Origin of the sequence: Streptomyces sp. NPDC059080, from assembly GCF_042739975.1 — a bacterium.
Taxonomy (GTDB): Bacteria; Actinomycetota; Actinomycetes; order Streptomycetales; family Streptomycetaceae; genus Streptomyces; species Streptomyces benahoarensis.
Genome location: NZ_JBHYGX010000031.1, coordinates 52,851 through 70,790, shown reverse-complemented (window position 1 = coordinate 70,790; position 17,940 = coordinate 52,851). Strand labels below are relative to the sequence as shown.

Below are 17,940 nucleotides of genomic sequence, written 5' to 3'. Positions count from 1 at the left end.
CCCGGCGGCCGTACCGCCGCCCGGCCGGGCCCGGCCGCGCGGAGCGGCGGGCGGGGTAGTGCGGGCCGGCCCGCACGGCCGGGGCCCGGACGGCTGCCGCGGGCCCGCCCGCCGGGGCGGAAAAGCCAGGACTACCGCGCGGGCACCGGCTCACCGGTCGAGGCGTCGATCACCTTCCGGCCGTCCAGCGGCGCCTTCAGCGTCACGGTCCGGGTGAACTCCTTCGCGATCTTCACGCAGACCTGGCCCGGCTTCTTGTCCTTGCCGGTGATCTCCGTCCGTACCGCCGTGTCCGACTCGTGCACCCGCACCGTGTACGTGCTGCACACCCCGCCCCAGAAGTGCAGCGTCAGCTTCCGGCCACCGTCGGAGAGCGCGTACGACTCCAACGCCATCGCGCCCGGCTCCCCGGACGGCGAGCCGGACCCCTTCGCCGGACCCTCGCCGGGATGCGTCAGATACTGCGGCTGCACCGCCGGGTGCGCCACCGTCGACGTCGCGTCCGGGCCGTCGCCCGCGCCCGGCTGCACCACCGCGAACAGCCACGACGGCACCAGCGCCTGACCGCCCGAGACGTACTGCACCGACAGCCCGAAGACCGCGCCGGTCACCTCGGCCGGCTTCTGCGCCCGCGTCGGCGCGGGCTCACAGGGCGCGATACCGCCGGACTTCCCCGGCGCCGCATCCGAGGACGGGCAGCCGCCCGGAGTGTGACTCCCGTCGCGGGAGTTGAGCCGTGCCAGCGTCCGGTCCGCGCTCAGCACCGGATACTCCGCGCCCTTCACCGGCTTCGCCAACTGCCCGCTGCCGCCGACCACCTGACCGTCCGCGCCGACCTGGAGATCGCTCTGCCAGCCGTACGTCGGCAGCCCGCCGAGCGCCGGATCGGCCCGTACTGTGCGCACCGCGCCGGACAGCCCGTGCGCGTCCAGCCGGGCGTCGGACTGGTCCAGCGCCGCCAGCACCGGCCGCACCGCCCGCTCCGCCTCCTTCTGCGACACCGCGCCCGCGCCGCTGCCGTCGTCCCGCGTCGCGGCGTCCGGCCCGCCCCGGTACGACGGGCACCCCGGCCCCTCCGACGCGCCGCCGTCCGCCCCGTCCTTGGGGGAGGCGGGCAGCGCGCAGTTGGTGCCGCCGGGCGTGCCGTACGAGGAGTACGTCCAGGAGCCCGAACCGGTCTTGGTCACCTGGAGCACCGGGCCCCGGCCGTCGCGCGTCGGCCCGCCCACCTTCCAGGTGGCGCCCTCGGACCGGACCTTTCCGGCCACATCCAGCGCCTTCGCCAGCCGCTTCACCGCGTCTGGTGAGACACCGCCGCGCGGCCGGTACACCGGCGCGGAACCGGGCCCGTCCGGCAGCGCCTTCACCGCGCGATACGCGGCGCCCTGCGGATTGGGCTCACCGGCGGCGATCTGCCCCCGGCCCTGGTACCCGTCGAGCACCAGGGGCGGCGGCCCGCCCGCGGTGCCGTGCCCCTCGCCGCCCCCGGCGGCCGAGGCCCAGTACGCGGCCCCGCCGCCGGCCAGCAGCACCGCCGCGGCCACCGAGACGACCGCGACCCGGCTCCGCCGCGACCGCGTGGGCTCCGTCGGTTCGGGGGTGGTGTCCTCGCTGTTCACCGCATCGCTCCTTCGGCTCCACTGTCGTCCGTCGTGCCGCCCTCCGCGGGGAGGACACCGATGGGACGGCGCGGGCGCGCGGGTGGTTCCCCGGGGCGGGCGGTACGGGAGGCGCGCCCCGGCGCCGGCCGGAGTTCCGGGGCACGGCCGTCCCGGCCCGGCCCTCCCCCGTCTCAGTCCCCGTACTCCGCCATTCCGTCCACCAGCGCCGCCGACGCCGGGGGCACCCGCACCCCGTGCAGCTCGGCGGCGTGGTCCGGCGGGGGAGTGCGGTGCCCGGGCTTCCAGCGCGGCGCCATCCGCGCGCAGTCGCCGCGCAGCTGGTCCAGCGACTCGGGGTCGGAGGTGTCCGGACGCCGGGCGCGGTCGGGAGATGTGAGGCGCTTCACAGGCTTGGTCATAGGGGAACCGTACGCATCCGGTGCCAGTCGGGAAAGCCCTACTATGCGGTAGTTTCGGCAGGTGGGAGGGGCCCGGGGAACCGGGTAGCGTGGTGTAACGCCCGCCCCTCCCTACGCCTCCGCAGGAGTAGACAGCCGTGCGTATCGCAGTCACCGGCTCCATCGCCACCGACCACCTGATGACCTTCCCCGGCCGCTTCGCCGACCAGCTGGTCGCCGATCAGCTGCACACGGTCTCCCTCTCCTTCCTCGTCGACCAGCTCGACGTCCGGCGCGGCGGCGTCGCCGCCAACATCTGCTTCGGCATGGGCCAGCTCGGCACCGGGCCGATCCTGGTCGGCGCCGCGGGCAACGACTTCGACGAGTACCGCGCCTGGCTCGACCGCCACGGCGTCGACACCCACTCGGTCCGTATCTCCGAGGTGCTGCACACCGCCCGCTTCGTCTGCACCACCGACGCCGACCACAACCAGATCGGCTCCTTCTACACCGGCGCGATGAGCGAGGCCCGCCTGATCGAGCTCCAGACCGTCGCCGAGCGCGTCGGCGGCCTCGATCTCGTCGTCATCGGCGCGGACGACCCCGAGGCGATGATCCGCCACACCGAGGAGTGCCGCAGCCGCGCGATCCCGTTCGGCGCCGACTTCTCCCAGCAGATCGCCCGCATGGACGGCGAGGCCATCCGCACCCTCATGGAGGGCGCCGCCTACCTCTTCTCCAACGAGTACGAGAAGGGCCTCATCGAGACCAAGACCGGCTGGACCGACGAGGAGATCCTCGCCAAGGTCGGCACCCGCGTCACCACCCTCGGCGCCAACGGCGTCCGCATCGAGCGCGCCGGTGAGCCGGTCATCGAGGTCACCACGCCCGAGGAGACCACCAAGGCCGACCCGACCGGCGTCGGCGACGCCTTCCGCGCCGGATTCCTCTCCGGCCTCTCCTGGGGCGTCTGCCCGGAGCGCGCCGCCCAGGTCGGCTGCATGCTCGCCACCCTCGTCATCGAGACCGTCGGCACCCAGGAGTACGAGCTGCACCGCAGCCACTTCATGGACCGCTTCACCAAGGCGTACGGCCACGAGGCCGCCACCGAGATCCAGCAGCACCTGGCCTGACCGGACCGGGGGAGACCCCGCACCAGGGCCCGTCCGCGGCCCGTGCCTCGCCCCCGGCGTACGGCACGTCCGCCCCGGCCCGTCCGCCTACACGCGGCGCCGCACCACATACGCGGCGCCGCGTTCCCCTTCCAGGGAGCGCGTGCCGACATACTCCTGACCCTGCGACCAGCACCAGGCCGGAATGTCCAGCGCAGCCACCTCGTCGTCCGACCGGACCGTCACGGTCGCGCCCACCGGCACCCGCCCGATCGCCTTCGCCAGTTCGATCACCGGCACCGGACACCGCGCGCCCAGCGCGTCCACCACCAGCGACCCCGGCTCCCCGCCCTCCGGCGCCGCCACGGCCGCCCCCGGCGCGCCCAGCGCCTCCCGCACCTCGCGCACCGCCCCCGGCAGCGCGTCCAGGAACCGCTCCACCTCGTCCGCTCCGGTACCCACCGGCAGCGACACCCGCACGTTCCCCTCGGACAGCACCCCCATCGCCTTGAGCACATGGCTCGGCGTCAGCGTGCTGGAGGTGCACGACGAGCCGGACGACACCGAGAACCCGGCCCGGTCCAGCCCGTGCAGCAGCGCCTCGCCGTCCACATAGAGGCAGGAGAACGTCACCAGATGCGGCAGCCGCCGCTCCGGATCGCCCACCACCTCCACATCCGGCACCGACACCGCCACCCGCTCCCGGATCCGTGCCACCAGCCCCCGCAGCCGTGCCGCCTCCGCCGCCGCGTCCGCCCGCACCGCCCGCAGCGATGCGGCCGCCGCCACGATCGCCGGGACGTTCTCGAAACCGGGCGCCCGGCCCGCCTCCCGCTCGTCGGCCGGACCCCGCGGCGCGAACCGCGTCCCCTTCCGCACCGCCAGCAGCCCCACCCCGGGCGGCCCGCCCCACTTGTGCGCGCTGCCCGCCAGCACCGACCACGGCCCCGCCACCGGCCCCCACGGCAGCGACTGCGCCGCGTCCACCAACAGCGGCACCCCCGCCGCCGCACACACCTCGGCCACCTCGGCCACCGGCTGCTCCGTCCCCACCTCGTGGTTGGCGGACTGGAGCACCGCCAGCGCGGTGTCCGGCGTCAGCGCCGCCGCGAACTCCGCCGCCGCGACCCGCCCGGTACGGTCGCACCCCACCTCCGCCCCCGACCCGCCGTCCGCCTCGTGCACCTCCGCCGCATGCAGTACGCAGGAGTGCTCCACGGCCGACCGCACCAGCCGCCGTCCGGCCCGCCGCCGCCCCGCCAGCACGCCGGCGATGCCCGAATGCACCGCTTGCGTACCCGAAGGGGTGAAAACCAGCTCGTCGGCCCGGCAGCCCACCGCCTCCGCCGCCGCCTCCCGCGCGGCGTCCAGCAGCATCCGCGCCCGCCGCCCCTCCCGGTGCAGCCGGGCCGGGTCGGCCCAGCCCTCGTCCAGCGAGGCGAGCAGCGCCTCACGGGCGACCGGGTGCAGCGGGGCGGAGGATGCGGCGTCGAAGTAGGGCACGTACGAGACGGTAGAGGACGGCCGCGGCCCCGCGGGGGGCGGCCGCACCCGGCCCGGCGACCGGCCCCGGGCGGGGCGTCAGATCCCGCGGAAAGGCGGGTATTCGGGGGCGGAACGGAGGCCGCGGACCTGCTGCGACCACCCCTTCGGGGAGTGACGCGCCGCGTTGGGCACCCTCCCCGCGCACCCTCAAATAGCGTCCAGTAGGGTTTGGTCCGCATAAACATCCAAACCCCTGCCCGCGCCAGGGCCGGCGACCGACCAGCGAGACGGCCGCAGCCGGTCTCGCGGGCGAGACTCTCGGGAAGGCGCTACGTGAGTCCCAACGGCTCCGACCGCTCGTCGCGGCGCCCGATGCGGCGGAAGCTGCCGCAGGTGCTTGCTGCGGGCCTGGTCCTGGCGACCGCGACTGGTTGCACATCAAAGGACTTCCCCCGCCTCGGTATGCCGACGCCCGTCACGGACGAGGCGCCGCGGATCCTCTCTCTTTGGCAGGGCTCCTGGGCCGCCGCCCTCGCAACGGGCGTGCTGGTGTGGGGCCTGATCATTTGGAGCGTGATCTTCCACCGCCGCAGCCGGACCAAGGTGGAGGTCCCCGCACAGACCCGGTACAACATGCCGATCGAGGCGTTGTACACGATCGTTCCGTTCATCATCATCGCGGTGCTCTTCTACTTCACCGCGCGCGATGAGAGCGAACTCCTCAAGACGTCCAAGAAGCCTGCCCACATCGTCAACGTGGTGGGCTTCCAGTGGAGCTGGGCGTTCAACTACATCGAGGACGTGGACGGCAACAAGTCCACCCACGCGGACAAGACCGAGCTGGCTCAGCTCGACGCGATTCCTGACAGGCTGAAGAAGGGCTTCCCGGCAGGCGCCGACGGCGCCTACGACTCCGGTACTCCCGCCACCCGGGACCCCGACACCGGCAACCCCGGTCCGACGCTCTGGCTCCCCAAGGGCGAGAAGGTCCAGTTCATCCTGACCTCGCGTGACGTCAGCCACTCCTTCTGGGTGGTGCCCTTCCTGATGAAGATGGACGTCATCCCGGGGCACACCAACGTCTTCGAGGTGACCCCCAACAAGGAGGGCACCTTCGCGGGCAAGTGCGCCGAGTTCTGCGGCGTCGACCACTCCCGGATGCTCTTCAACGTCAAGGTCGTCTCCCCCGAGAAGTACCGGGAGCACCTGAAGGACCTGGCGAAGAAGGGCCAGACCGGCTACCTGCCGTCAGGCGAGAAGCAGACGGATCACGCCAGGAACGCGGAGATCAAGACCAAGTGAGCATCCTCAACGAACCCCAGGGTGCCGCCGCCGATACGGCTCCGGCAGCACCGCCCGTACGCAAGAAGCAACCAGGCATCGCCGTGGTCAAGTGGCTCACCACCACCGACCACAAGACGATCGGCACGATGTACCTGGTCACGTCGTTCGCGTTCTTCTGCATCGGCGGCGTCATGGCGCTCCTCATGCGCGCCGAGCTGGCCCGTCCGGGCACGCAGATCATGTCGAACGAGCAGTTCAACCAGGCATTCACGATGCATGGCACGATCATGCTGCTGATGTTCGCGACGCCGCTGTTCGCCGGATTCGCCAACTGGATCATGCCGCTGCAGATCGGTGCGCCCGACGTGGCGTTCCCGCGGCTCAACATGTTCGCGTACTGGCTGTACCTCTTCGGCTCGCTGATCGCGGTGGCCGGCTTCCTCACCCCGCAGGGTGCGGCCGACTTCGGCTGGTTCGCCTACTCCCCGCTGTCGGGCGTCGTCCGCTCGCCGGGCGTCGGCGCCGACATGTGGATCATGGGTCTGGCCTTCTCCGGCTTCGGCACGATCCTCGGTTCGGTCAACTTCATCACCACGATCATCTGCATGCGCGCCCCCGGCATGACGATGTTCCGTATGCCGATCTTCGTGTGGAACGTCCTGCTGACCGGTGTCCTGGTCCTGCTGGCCTTCCCGGTCCTGGCCGCCGCGCTGTTCGCCCTGGAGGCGGACCGTAAGTTCGGTGCCCATGTATTCGACGCGGCAAATGGCGGCGTACTGCTCTGGCAGCACCTCTTCTGGTTCTTCGGACACCCAGAGGTGTACATCATCGCGCTGCCGTTCTTCGGCATCATTTCCGAAGTCATTCCGGTCTTCTCCCGGAAGCCGATGTTCGGTTACATCGGTCTGATCGCCGCGACGATTTCCATCGCCGGTCTTTCGGTGACGGTCTGGGCGCACCACATGTATGTGACGGGCGGCGTACTCCTACCGTTCTTCTCCTTCATGACATTCCTCATCGCGGTCCCGACCGGTGTGAAGTTCTTCAACTGGATCGGCACGATGTGGAAGGGCTCACTGTCCTTCGAGACACCGATGCTCTGGGCGGTCGGCTTCCTGATCACCTTCACCTTCGGCGGTCTGACCGGCGTCATCCTGGCGTCGCCCCCGATGGACTTCCACGTCTCCGACTCGTACTTCGTCGTGGCGCACTTCCACTACGTCATCTTCGGCACGGTCGTCTTCGCGATGTTCTCCGGATTCCACTTCTGGTGGCCGAAGTTCACCGGCAAGATGCTGGACGAGCGCCTCGGCAAGATCACGTTCTGGACCCTGTTCGTCGGCTTCCACGGCACGTTCCTCGTGCAGCACTGGCTGGGCGTCGAGGGCATGCCGCGTCGTTACGCGGACTACCTCGCGGCCGACGGCTTCACGACGCTGAACACCATCTCGACGATCGCGTCCTTCCTGCTCGGCCTGTCGGTCCTGCCGTTCTTCTACAACGTCTGGAAGACCGCCAAGTACGGCAAGAAGGTCGAGGTCGACGACCCCTGGGGCTACGGCCGTTCCCTGGAGTGGGCGACCTCCTGCCCGCCCCCGCGGCACAACTTCCTCACCCTGCCGCGCATCCGGTCCGAATCCCCGGCGTTCGACCTGCACCACCCGGAGATCGCCGCGCTGGACGCCCTCCAGAACGGCCACGGTCCGGCGGATGGCAAGGCCCTCGCCGGCGGCAAGGAGGCAGGCAAGTGAAGATCCAGGGCAAGATGTTCATCTGGCTCTCCGTCTTCGTCCTCGCCATCGCGATCACCTATGGCGTGTGGTCGAAGGAACCGGCGGGCACCACCGCGCTGTTCCTCGCGTTCGGTCTGTGCATCATGATCGGCTACTACCTGGCCTTCACGGCCCGGCGGGTCGACGCGGGCGCGCAGGACAACGAGAACGCCGAGGTCGCGGACGACGCGGGCGAACTGGGCTTCTTCAGCCCGCACAGCTGGCAGCCGCTCTCGCTGGCCGTCGGCGGTGCCCTGGCCTTCATGGGCGTCGTCTTCGGCTGGTGGCTGCTCTACTTCTCGGCACCGGTCATCCTCATCGGCCTGTTCGGCTGGGTCTTCGAGTACTACCGCGGCGAGAACCGCACGCAGTGAGCACGGCCCTCGCGCCGTGAAGGGCGGGCCCGGACACCTCAACTGGTGTCCGGGCCCGCCCCGTTTGCAGTCCTCCAGCGCGCCGCTCCCGGGATTTCTCCATATTTTTGGTACATGAGTCCCAGACCCCGAACCCGGACGGTGCTGAGCTGCGGCCTCCTGCTCGTGCCCCTCGCGGTGTCCGCCACCGCGTGCGGGGGCTCGTCGTCGGAACCGCTCTCCGCAAACCCCTACGACGCGGCCGACCAGATCACGTCCAACACCCCGGACGGGACACGGACGGCGGACCCCAACAAGCCGCTCGAAGTGTCCGTCACGGACGACAAGGCGCGCCTCACGGACGTGACCGCCACCGACGCCTCCGGCCGCTCCATCCGCGGCGAGCTGACCGCCGACGGCAAGCACTGGCGCACCACCGTGCCGCTCGCCGCCGGCGTCCGCTACACGGTGCAGGTCAGCACCGAGGATGAGGACGGCAACCCCGGCCGCAAGACACTCCACGTCGCCACCAAGGGCGGCGGCGACCGGCTCCAGGTCACCTTCGGCCCGGACAGCGGCGAGTACGGCGTCGGCCAGCCGGTCACCGCCAAGCTCAGCCGCGAGGTCAAGGACCCGCAGGCGCGCGCCGTCGTCGAGAGCGCCCTGAAGGTCGACTCCACGCCCCGCGTCCAGGGCTCCTGGTACTGGGTCGACGGCAAGACCCTGCACTTCCGCCCCAAGGAGTACTGGCCCGCGCACGCCGCGATCGAGGTGCACAGCAACCTGGAGGGCCTGAAGATCTCCAAGGGCCTCTACGGCGGCCCCGCCAAGCCCGTGAAGCTCACCACCGGCGACGAGGTCGTCGCCATCACCGACGCGTCCTCGCACACCATGACGGTGCTGCGCAACGGCCGGCAGGTCAACACGCTGCCGGTCACCACCGGCAAGCCCGGCTTCGACACCCGCAACGGCGTCAAGGTCGTCCTCGCCAAGGAAAGCTTCGTCCGGATGACCAGCGGCAGCATCGGCATCCCGGACGGCAGCTCGGACTCGTACGACCTGCCGGTCTACTGGGCGACGCGGGTCACCACCAGCGGCGAGTACGTGCACGCCGCGCCCTGGTCCGTGGGGTCGCAGGGCGCGGCCAACGTCAGCCACGGCTGCACGGGCATGTCCACCGGCAACGCCCAGTGGTTCTTCCACACCGTGCGCGTCGGCGACATCGTGAAGGTCGTCAACAGCGGCGGCGCCACCATGGCGCCCTTCGGCAACGGCTTCGGTGACTGGAACATGCCCTGGCAGGAGTGGCGCGAGGGCAGCGCCCTCAGGAACGGCGCCGCCACCACAGGGGCGGCCGAGCGGCAGCGGGAGCCCGCAGACGCGGCCCGGCTGCGCCCCGAGGTCTGAGGGCGCCTCAGGCGGCCGCTCAGCCGCGTGCGAGGACCCGTCCGCGCAGCAGGGAGGCGAGTGAGTCGGCGAACGCCACCGGGTCCACCGGATGCGTCACCGCGGCGTCCGCGCGGCTCCAGGTGGCCAGCCAGGCGTCCTGCGGCCGCCCGATGAGCAGCAGCACCGGCGGGCAGTCGTAGATCTCGTCCTTGATCTGCCGGCACACGCCCATCCCGCCGGCCGGTGCGGTCTCGCCGTCCAGCACACAGGCGTCGATGCCGCCCTGCTCCAGCGCCTCCAGGACGGCGGGCAGGGTCGCGCACTCCAGGATCTCCACCGGCGGGACATCGGCCGCGGGCCGCCGCCCGGAGGCCAGCCTCACCTGCTCGCGGGTGGTGGCGTTGTCGCTGTAGACCAGCACCGTGGCAGTCGCCTGCATCGTTCCTCCACGCTTCGAAGCGGTACGGACCGGGACGGTACCTGTGCAGGGAACGCCCCCACCGTAGGTAGGGCTCGGATGCTACTCCCGCAAGGGCCGCGGACAGGAGGGGCCGGACGCCACCAAGATCCGTCCGACGGCCCGTCAGGACTGGCCACGGTACGACACCGGGGCGCTCCGGCACCCCGTGCTTCCCCCCTTCGGGGGAAGCCGGAAGAGGCCCGTACGAGCAGGGCATACGGCCTTGACACACCGAACGGCACCCCCCGGAGTGAGGGCGGGATAAGCGACCGACATAATGTCGGTCGTGGCGACAGCAACGACAGTAGAAACCGGGCACGCGCACCCGTCGGTCAATCGACCGAATCTCACCAGCGTCGGAACCATCATCTGGCTGAGTTCCGAGCTGATGTTCTTCGCGGCCCTCTTCGCGATGTACTTCACCCTTCGATCGGTGACCGGTGCCGAGTATTGGAAGGAAACCTCCGATGCGCTGAACCTTCCGTTCTCCGCGACGAACACAACGATCCTGGTGCTCAGCTCGCTGACCTGCCAGCTCGGTGTTTTCGCGGCAGAACGCGGCGACGTCAAGAAGCTCCGCACGTGGTTCGTGATCACGTTCATCATGGGCGCGATCTTCATCGGCGGGCAGGTCTTCGAGTACACCGAACTGGTCAAGCACGAGGGCCTCTCGCTCTCGTCCGGCCCCTACGGCTCGGTGTTCTACCTGACCACCGGCTTCCACGGCCTGCACGTGACGGGCGGTCTGATCGCCTTCCTGCTGGTTCTGGGCAGGACGTACGCGGCCAAGAGGTTCACCCACGAACAGGCCACCGCGGCCATCGTCGTGTCCTACTACTGGCACTTCGTCGATGTCGTCTGGATCGGCCTCTTCGCCACGATCTACCTGATCCGGTAACCGGTCCGACCGGGAACCGCAGTTCAGACAGACATAGCCAAAGCATCGACGCAGAAGATCCTGACACCGGGGTAATCCGTGAAAAAGCTCTCCGCACGACGGCGCCATCCGCTGGCGGCGCTCGTCGTCCTACTCTTCGCGCTGGCGGTCACTGGGGGGCTGTACGCCGCGTTCGCGCCGGCGGACAAGGCTCAGGCCGATGACACCGCCCAGTCTCTTGCCATCAAGGAGGGCAAGAAGCTCTACGCCGTCGGCTGCGCCAGCTGCCACGGCACCGGCGGTCAGGGCTCGTCCGACGGCCCGAGCCTGGTCGGTGTCGGCGCCGCAGCCGTCGACTTCCAGGTGGGCACCGGCCGTATGCCGGCCCAGCAGCCCGGCGCCCAGGTGCCGCGGAAGACGCCCCTCTACAACCAGGCGCAGACCGACCAGCTGGCGGCGTACGTCGCGTCGCTGGGCGCCGGTCCCGCCGTGCCCGGCAAGGACCAGTACAGCCCGGAAGGTGCCGACGTCGGCAAGGGTGGCGAGCTGTTCCGCACCAACTGCGCGCAGTGCCACAACTTCACCGGCAAGGGCGGCGCCCTGACCAACGGCAAGTACGCACCGACGCTTGAGGGCGTGGACCCGAAGCACATCTACGAGGCCATGCAGACCGGCCCGCAGAACATGCCCTCCTTCGGTGACGGCACGCTGTCCTCGGAGAACAAGAAGGACATCGTCGCGTACCTCGACGCCGTCAACGGCGATGACACCGCGAGCCCCGGCGGCCTGGACCTCGGTGGTCTCGGTCCGGTCAGTGAGGGTCTCTTCGGCTACATCTTCGGCCTGGGCGCGCTGGTCGCGGTCGCCATCTGGGTCGCTGCCCGGACTACGAAGGCCAAGAAGTCATGAGTGAGACTGGACGACACGCAGACGTGCCAGAAGAATCCCTTCCGAGTGAGCGCACCGCTCACGACAGTGCGCCGGTGAAGGCGGACAACCCCTTCGCCGACCCGGGTCTGCCCGCGCACGAGCACCGCATCCAGGACATCGACGAGAAGGCCGCCCGGCGCTCCGAGCGCGTCGTGGCCTACTTCTTCCTCCTGTCGATGATCGCGACCGTCGCGTTCATCGCGTCGTATGTGATCTTCCCGATCGACAAGATCGTCTTTATCTTCCCGCTCGGGCACATCAGCGCGCTGAACCTCTCCCTGGGTCTGACCCTGGGTATCGCCCTCTTCGCCATCGGCGCCGGTGCGGTCCACTGGGCCCGCACGCTGATGTCGGACGAGGAGGTCGCCGACGACCGGCACCCGATCGAGGCGGAGCCCGAGGTCAAGGCCAAGGTGCTCGCCGACTTCGCGCAGGGCGCGAAGGAGTCCGGGTTCGGTCGCCGCAAGCTGATCCGCAACACGATGTTCGGCGCGCTGGCCCTGGTGCCGCTCTCCGGCGTCGTCCTGCTGCGTGACCTCGGGCCGCTGCCCGAGAACAAGCTGCGCGGCACGGGCTGGAAGAAGGGCACCCGCCTGGTCAACCAGTCCACCAACCTGCCGCTCCGTGCCGAGGACATCGCGGTTGGCTCCCTGACGTTCGCCAAGCCCGAGGGCCTGGAGGAGGACGACGAGGAGTTCAACAACAAGATCGCCAAGGACGCCCTGATGCTCGTGCGGATCCAGCCGCAGGACATCAAGGACAAGCAGGAACTTGAGTGGTCGCACGAGGGCATCGTGGCGTACTCGAAGATCTGCACCCACGTCGGTTGCCCGATCAGCCTGTACGAGCAGCAGACCCACCACGTGCTCTGCCCGTGCCACCAGTCCACCTTCGACCTGTCCGACGGCGGTCGCGTGATCTTCGGCCCCGCGGGCCACGCCCTGCCGCAGCTGCACATCACGGTGAAGGACGGCTACCTCGAAGCCGTCAGCGACTTCGCGGAGCCCGTCGGCCCGAGCTTCTGGGAGCGCGGATGAGTAACGAGACGAGCGCGACCACCACGCGCCGCGGCCAGGCGCCGCGGGGCGAGCGGATCGCCGACTGGGCGGACGGCCGGCTGGGCATCTACAGCCTCGCCAAGGCCAACATGCGCAAGATCTTCCCGGACCACTGGTCCTTCATGCTGGGTGAGGTCGCGCTCTACAGCTTCATCATCATCATCCTGACCGGCGTCTACCTGACGCTGTTCTTCCACCCGAGCATGGCCGAGGTCGTCTACCACGGCTCCTACGTGCCGATGCACGGGATCCGGATGACCCAGGCGTTCGAGTCGACGCTGAACATCAGCTTCGACATCCGTGGTGGTCTGCTCATCCGGCAGATCCACCACTGGGCGGCGCTGATCTTCCTGGCCGCGATGATGGTCCACATGATGCGGGTGTTCTTCACCGGCGCCTTCCGCAAGCCGCGCGAGGTCAACTGGCTGTTCGGCTTCCTGCTGCTGGTGCTGGGCATGTTCACCGGCTTCACCGGCTACTCCCTCCCCGACGACCTGCTCTCCGGCACCGGCGTGCGGTTCATCGAGGGTGTCGTCCTGGCGATGCCGCTGGTCGGCTCGTACCTGCAGATGTTCATCTTCGGCGGGGAGTTCCCGGGGCACGACATCATCCCGAGGTTCTTCACGGTGCACGTGCTGCTGCTGCCGGGCATCATGCTCGGCCTGCTGGTGGCCCACCTGATCCTGGTCTTCTACCACAAGCACACGCAGTTCCCGGGTGCCGGCAAGACCAACAAGAACGTCGTCGGCATGCCGCTGCTGCCGGTCTACATGGCCAAGGCCGGAGGCTTCTTCTTCCTGGTCTTCGGTGTCATCTCGGTGATCGCGGCCATCGCGAGCATCAACCCGGTGTGGGCCATCGGCCCGTACCGCCCGGACCAGGTGTCCACCGGCGCCCAGCCCGACTGGTACATGGGCTTCGCCGAGGGTCTGGTCCGTGTGATGCCGGGCTGGGAGTGGAACTTCTGGGGCCACACCATCAACTTCGGTGTGCTCATCCCGATTCTGATCTTCCCGCTGGTGCTGGTGGCCATCGCGGTCTACCCGTTCATCGAGTCCTGGGTGCGGGGTGACAAGCGCGAGCACCACATCCTGGACCGTCCGCGCAACGCCCCGACCCGTACCGGTTTCGGTGTGGCCTGGCTGGTCGCGTACTTCGTGATGCTGATCGGTGGCGGTAACGACCTGTGGGCGACCCACTTCCACCTGTCGATCAACTCGATCACCTGGTTCGTGCGTATCGCGTTCTTCGTCGGTCCCGTGCTGGCGTTCATCGCCACCAAGCGGGTCTGCATGGGTCTGCAGCGCCGCGACAAGGACAAGGTGCTGCACGGCCGCGAGTCGGGCATCATCAAGCGCCTGCCGCACGGTGAGTTCGTCGAGGTCCACGAGCCGCTCAGCCAGGAGCAGCTGCACGTCCTCACCCAGCACGAGCAGCCCACGCCGCTGGAGCTGGGGCCCGAGGTCGACGAGAACGGCGTCCGGCGCAAGGTCACGCGGTCGCAGAAGCTGCGTGCCAAGCTCTCGAAGGCGTACGACGGCGAGGACAACGTCATCCCGAAGCCGACCGTCGAGGAGTACAAGGAGATCAGCAGCGGCCACGGCCACCACTGATCACCGAGCCGCCGTGACCGCACGGCGGAAGTGACGCCACCCAGAGGGCCCCGTCCGGACGTCGGACGGGGCCCTCCGGCATCCCCGGGGCTCGATAGGGTTTCCCCATACGCAGGCACGAACCAGGAGTGTGGACCATGAACGTTGCGACCCCGGCAGGCGGCGACAGCGTGGCGGCCCACACCTGGCCGGGCATCCTGAACGCCCTCCTCGACGGCCGGGACCTCGCCGCCGACGACACCGCCTGGGCGATGGACCGGATCATGCGGGGCGAGGCCACCGACGCGCAGATCGCCGGGTTCGCGGTGGCGCTGCGGGCCAAGGGCGAGACCGTCGCGGAGATCTCCGGGCTGGTCCGCGCGATGTACGCGCACGCCCGGCTGATCGACGTGCCGGGCCCCGGCGTGGACATCGTCGGCACCGGCGGCGACGGCGCCAAGACCGTCAACATCTCCACGATGTCGTCGATCGTGGTGGCCGGTGCGGGCGCGAAGGTCGTCAAGCACGGCAACCGCGCCGCGTCGTCGGCGAGCGGCTCCTCCGACGTCCTGGAGAAGCTGGGCGTGAAGCTGAACCTCGCACCGCGGCGCGTCGTGGAGGTCGCCGAGGAGGCGGGCATCACGTTCTGCTTCGCGGTCACCTTCCACCCGGCGCTGCGGCACGTCGCCACCGCCCGCGGCCAGCTGGGCATCCGGACCACCTTCAACGTGCTGGGCCCGCTCACCAACCCGGCGCGGGTGCAGGCGCAGGCGACGGGCGTCGCGGACGCGCGGATGGCGCCGATCCTCGCCGGGGTGCTCGCCGAGCGCGGCTCGTCCGCGCTGGTCTTCCGCGGCGACGACGGGCTGGACGAGCTGACGACGACGGCGACGTCGCGGGTGTGGATCGTGCGGGACGGCGCGGTGCGTGAGGAGACGTTCGACCCGCGCGACGTCGGTATCCCGTTGGTGCCGGTGGAGGCGCTGCGCGGTGCGGACGCGACGTACAACGCCGGGGTGGCGCGGCGGCTGCTGGACGGGGAGAAGGGCCCGGTCCGCGAGGCGGTGCTGCTGAACTCAGCGGCGGCGCTCGCGGCGCTGGAGCCGACCGCGGCGCCGCTGACCGAGCAGATCCGCGCCGGTATGGAGCGGGCCGCGGGGGCGGGGGGGGGGGGATCATCACCGCGGGGGGGGGCCGGGGGGGGGGGGCCCCCCCGGCCCCCCCCCCCCCGGCCCCCCCCCCCCCGGGTTGGGCGGGGGCGGGGCCGCCCCTCGACTCCGGGGCGGCCAAGCGGGCGCTGGAGCGCTGGGCGGCCGCCAGCAACGCCTGAGCGCCGTACGGCCGTTGCGGGGCGTTCCGTGCGGGCCCGGTCCTGTTGATCTCAGTAACCGGACCGGGCTTGCACCGCTCCGTTCATATGGCATGATGCTGCGCAGGTCACGAGTGACAGCGATATAGGCCCCGGCCCGCTGTCCGGCAACCCTCCTTCCGTGGCGGGGTGCCCCGGGTGATGACCAGGCCGCAGGCAGCGAGGTCTGCGGCAAGCGCGGATCCCTCGCCAGGGATCCTGGTCCTCAGAGGGAGAACTTCCGTGAACCAGCGAATGCGATAGGGCTGCACAAGCCCCTCTCCAGTTTTTCGCTTCTCAGTAATTCCAGCGTTCCGCCGCTGTTTTTCCTGCCGAATTCCACTGCGCCCTTTCGCTCTTCCGCATGCCCGCGCGCGGTGAATTCGCCTTTCTCTCACGGGAGTTCGCCATGTCTGCCTCCACCGTTGCCACCGACCGCCCCGTTTGTACCTCGCTGGACGTTCTGGGGCGAGATGTCCTGGTGCCGCTGGTCACCGGCGGGGAGGTCGACTACGCCGCCCTCGACTACGCGGCGAGCGCCCCCGCGCTCCAGCGGGTCTGGGACGACGTGGCCGCCTACGCCCCGTACTACGGCAGCGTGCACCGCGGCGCCGGGTACCTCTCGCAGCTCTCCACCGACCTCTTCGAGAACGCCCGCACCACCATCGCCCGCTTCCTGGGCTGCCGCGACGACGACCAGGTGATCTTCACCCGCTCCACCACCGACTCCCTCAACCTGCTGGCGGCTGCGCTGCCGCACTCCACCCGGGTCTTCGTCTTCGAGACCGAGCACCACGCGTCGCTGCTGCCGTGGGAGCAGCGCGACGGCGTCGACGTCACCTACCTCGACGCGCCGCGCACCTCCCGCCAGGCCGTCGACATCCTGGAGAAGGCCCTCGCCGCCCGTGAGCCTTCCCCGAGCTCTCCACTTCGTTCGACCGGGGGAGGCCCCAAGGGGCCCGCCCTGGTGTGCGTCACCGGCGCGTCCAACGTCACCGGTGAGATCTGGCCGGTCAAGGAGCTGGCCGCCGTGGCGCACGCCCACGGCGCGCGGATCGTGCTGGACGCCGCACAGCTGGCGCCGCACCACCCCGTCGACCTCGCCGAACTCGACGTGGACTGGGCCGCGTTCTCCGGTCACAAGCTGTACGCGCCGTTCGGCTCCGGCGTGCTGGCCGGGCGCGCCGACTGGCTGCGGGACGCGGACCCGTACCTGGCCGGCGGCGGCGCCAGCCGGACCGTCGCGCGGCGTCCCGACGGTGGCGTCGACGTTGCCTGGCACACGACCGCGGCCCGTCACGAGGCCGGGTCGCCCAACGTCATCGGCGCCTACGCGATCGCCTCCGCGTGCCAGGCGCTGACCGACGCCGGTTTCGACGCGCTCGTCGCCCGCGAGCAGGAGCTCATCGCCCGCGTCCGGACCGGCCTCGCGGAGGTCCCCGAGGTCCGGGTCCTGTCGCTGTTCGGCGACGACGCGCCCCGCGTCGGCGTGCTGTCCTTCGTCGTCGACGGGTGGAACAGCTCGCACTTCGCGGCGGCGCTGTCCGCCGAGTACGGGATCGGGGTCCGAGACGGGCTCTTCTGCGCCCACCCGCTTGTCCGCACGCTGCTGGGTGGGGCCCCCGACGCGCCCGCCGAATGCGGTGCGCCGGAGGCCGCGCCCGGCGAGCGTGCGCTCAACGCCGTCCGTGTCAGCTTTGGCGCCGGTACGCCGGACGAGCACGTCGACCGCTTCGTGCGTGCGGTCAAGGAACTCGTCGCGGACGGTGCGCGGTGGAGCTACCGCACGGAGGACGGGCGGTGCGTGCCCTACGCGGCGTAGGCCGCGGGTTTTTCCGACGCCTTTCCGCTGCGCGGGGCCTTTTCCGTTGCCGGGTGGGGTCCGTTGTCCGCTGTCCGTTCGTTGCGCCTGCGGCGGGCGTCGTCGCTGCGCGAAGCTGTTCGGCTGCGGTGCCGGACCTCCGGACTTCGTCCTGCGGTCCGGCCCCTTCCGTGGGTGGGTGGGGAAAAGACGGTGGGGCCGGGGTGGTGAAGTGAGGCGCGCCTGAGTGCGGTGGTGTGCCACAGTGGACCGTGTTCGAGGAGGAAGACGAGGGCGATGGTGCGCCCATCGAACTCACTCGTCGGAGAAGTCGAGGACGGCGGCGTACCCCCACCGGCCCCTCACCACCCACTCACGGGAGGGGGGGGAGCCGGCTGAAGAAGTAGACACAGGGGACCCCCCCCCCCACCACACCAACCCCCCCCCCAGCCCACAAGCCGCGCCCCCGAAGAGGGTGGG

At 70.4% G+C, this 17,940-nt stretch carries 14 protein-coding genes, 1 pseudogene and 1 riboswitch; of the genes and pseudogenes, 11 read left to right on the top strand and 4 right to left on the bottom strand.

Annotated elements, in window-relative coordinates:
• Positions 1-131: 131 nt before the first annotated feature.
• Both ACFWWQ_RS22355 and ACFWWQ_RS22350 read right to left on the bottom strand, forming a co-directional pair.
• Complete coding sequence (locus ACFWWQ_RS22355; RefSeq protein ID WP_384598781.1) at positions 132-1,619, bottom strand: hypothetical protein; 1,488 nt, start codon at positions 1,617-1,619, stop codon at positions 132-134.
• 173 nt (positions 1,620-1,792) lie between these two features.
• Positions 1,793-2,020: a hypothetical protein gene (locus ACFWWQ_RS22350; protein WP_384598779.1), complete on the bottom strand. Its 228-nt coding sequence runs from the start codon at positions 2,018-2,020 to the stop codon at positions 1,793-1,795.
• A gap of 137 nt (positions 2,021-2,157) precedes the next feature.
• On the opposite strand from ACFWWQ_RS22350, the gene ACFWWQ_RS22345 reads away from it, so the two are divergent.
• On the top strand, positions 2,158-3,132 hold the full coding sequence (locus tag ACFWWQ_RS22345) for a carbohydrate kinase family protein (RefSeq protein ID WP_384598777.1): 975 nt from the start codon (positions 2,158-2,160) through the stop codon (positions 3,130-3,132).
• A gap of 87 nt (positions 3,133-3,219) precedes the next feature.
• Here the strand turns inward: ACFWWQ_RS22345 and ACFWWQ_RS22340 are convergent, their stop codons facing one another.
• Positions 3,220-4,614: a cysteine desulfurase/sulfurtransferase TusA family protein gene (locus tag ACFWWQ_RS22340; protein ID WP_384598775.1), complete on the bottom strand. Its 1,395-nt coding sequence runs from the start codon at positions 4,612-4,614 to the stop codon at positions 3,220-3,222.
• A 315-nt stretch (positions 4,615-4,929) separates the two neighbouring features.
• Here ACFWWQ_RS22340 and coxB point away from each other — a divergent pair, with 315 nt between their 5' ends.
• The 4 genes from coxB (at position 4,930) to ACFWWQ_RS22320 (ending at position 9,412) form a co-directional block, all read left to right on the top strand.
• Positions 4,930-5,898, top strand: a complete 969-nt coding sequence (gene coxB, locus ACFWWQ_RS22335; RefSeq protein ID WP_384598773.1) for a cytochrome c oxidase subunit II — start codon at positions 4,930-4,932, stop codon at positions 5,896-5,898.
• A complete protein-coding gene (ctaD, locus tag ACFWWQ_RS22330) occupies positions 5,895-7,631 on the top strand; it encodes a cytochrome c oxidase subunit I (RefSeq protein ID WP_384598771.1) in 1,737 nt (578 codons plus the stop codon). Before coxB ends, ctaD begins: the two co-directional genes overlap by 4 nt.
• Complete coding sequence (locus tag ACFWWQ_RS22325; protein ID WP_384598769.1) at positions 7,628-8,026, top strand: cytochrome c oxidase subunit 4; 399 nt, start codon at positions 7,628-7,630, stop codon at positions 8,024-8,026. Before ctaD ends, ACFWWQ_RS22325 begins: the two co-directional genes overlap by 4 nt.
• A gap of 114 nt (positions 8,027-8,140) precedes the next feature.
• Positions 8,141-9,412: an Ig-like domain-containing protein gene (locus tag ACFWWQ_RS22320; protein ID WP_384598767.1), complete on the top strand. Its 1,272-nt coding sequence runs from the start codon at positions 8,141-8,143 to the stop codon at positions 9,410-9,412.
• 19 nt (positions 9,413-9,431) lie between these two features.
• Here ACFWWQ_RS22320 and ACFWWQ_RS22315 read toward each other — a convergent pair whose 3' ends face one another.
• Positions 9,432-9,833 (bottom strand): hypothetical protein, encoded by a 402-nt coding sequence (locus tag ACFWWQ_RS22315; RefSeq protein ID WP_384598765.1) that lies wholly within the window; start codon positions 9,831-9,833, stop codon positions 9,432-9,434.
• 298 nt (positions 9,834-10,131) lie between these two features.
• Here ACFWWQ_RS22315 and ACFWWQ_RS22310 point away from each other — a divergent pair, with 298 nt between their 5' ends.
• From ACFWWQ_RS22310 to ACFWWQ_RS22285, 6 genes and pseudogenes are all read left to right on the top strand, one after another.
• Positions 10,132-10,752: a heme-copper oxidase subunit III gene (locus tag ACFWWQ_RS22310; RefSeq protein WP_143940768.1), complete on the top strand. Its 621-nt coding sequence runs from the start codon at positions 10,132-10,134 to the stop codon at positions 10,750-10,752.
• Between the two features lie 78 nt (positions 10,753-10,830).
• Positions 10,831-11,640, top strand: a complete 810-nt coding sequence (locus tag ACFWWQ_RS22305) for a c-type cytochrome (RefSeq protein WP_384598762.1) — start codon at positions 10,831-10,833, stop codon at positions 11,638-11,640.
• Positions 11,637-12,698, top strand: a complete 1,062-nt coding sequence (locus ACFWWQ_RS22300; protein ID WP_384598760.1) for a Rieske 2Fe-2S domain-containing protein — start codon at positions 11,637-11,639, stop codon at positions 12,696-12,698. The genes ACFWWQ_RS22305 and ACFWWQ_RS22300 overlap by 4 nt, the downstream gene beginning before the upstream one ends.
• Entirely contained in the window at positions 12,695-14,332 is a 1,638-nt protein-coding gene (locus ACFWWQ_RS22295) for a cytochrome b N-terminal domain-containing protein (protein ID WP_384598758.1), read from the top strand. Before ACFWWQ_RS22300 ends, ACFWWQ_RS22295 begins: the two co-directional genes overlap by 4 nt.
• A 137-nt stretch (positions 14,333-14,469) precedes the next feature.
• A pseudogene (gene trpD / locus ACFWWQ_RS22290) lies at positions 14,470-15,474 on the top strand (anthranilate phosphoribosyltransferase); the annotation flags it as partial.
• 272 nt (positions 15,475-15,746) lie between these two features.
• A riboswitch (SAM riboswitch) is annotated at positions 15,747-15,864 on the top strand.
• Between the two features lie 204 nt (positions 15,865-16,068).
• Positions 16,069-17,481 (top strand): aminotransferase class V-fold PLP-dependent enzyme, encoded by a 1,413-nt coding sequence (locus ACFWWQ_RS22285; protein ID WP_384598756.1) that lies wholly within the window; start codon positions 16,069-16,071, stop codon positions 17,479-17,481.
• The last annotated feature ends 459 nt before the right edge of the window (positions 17,482-17,940 follow it).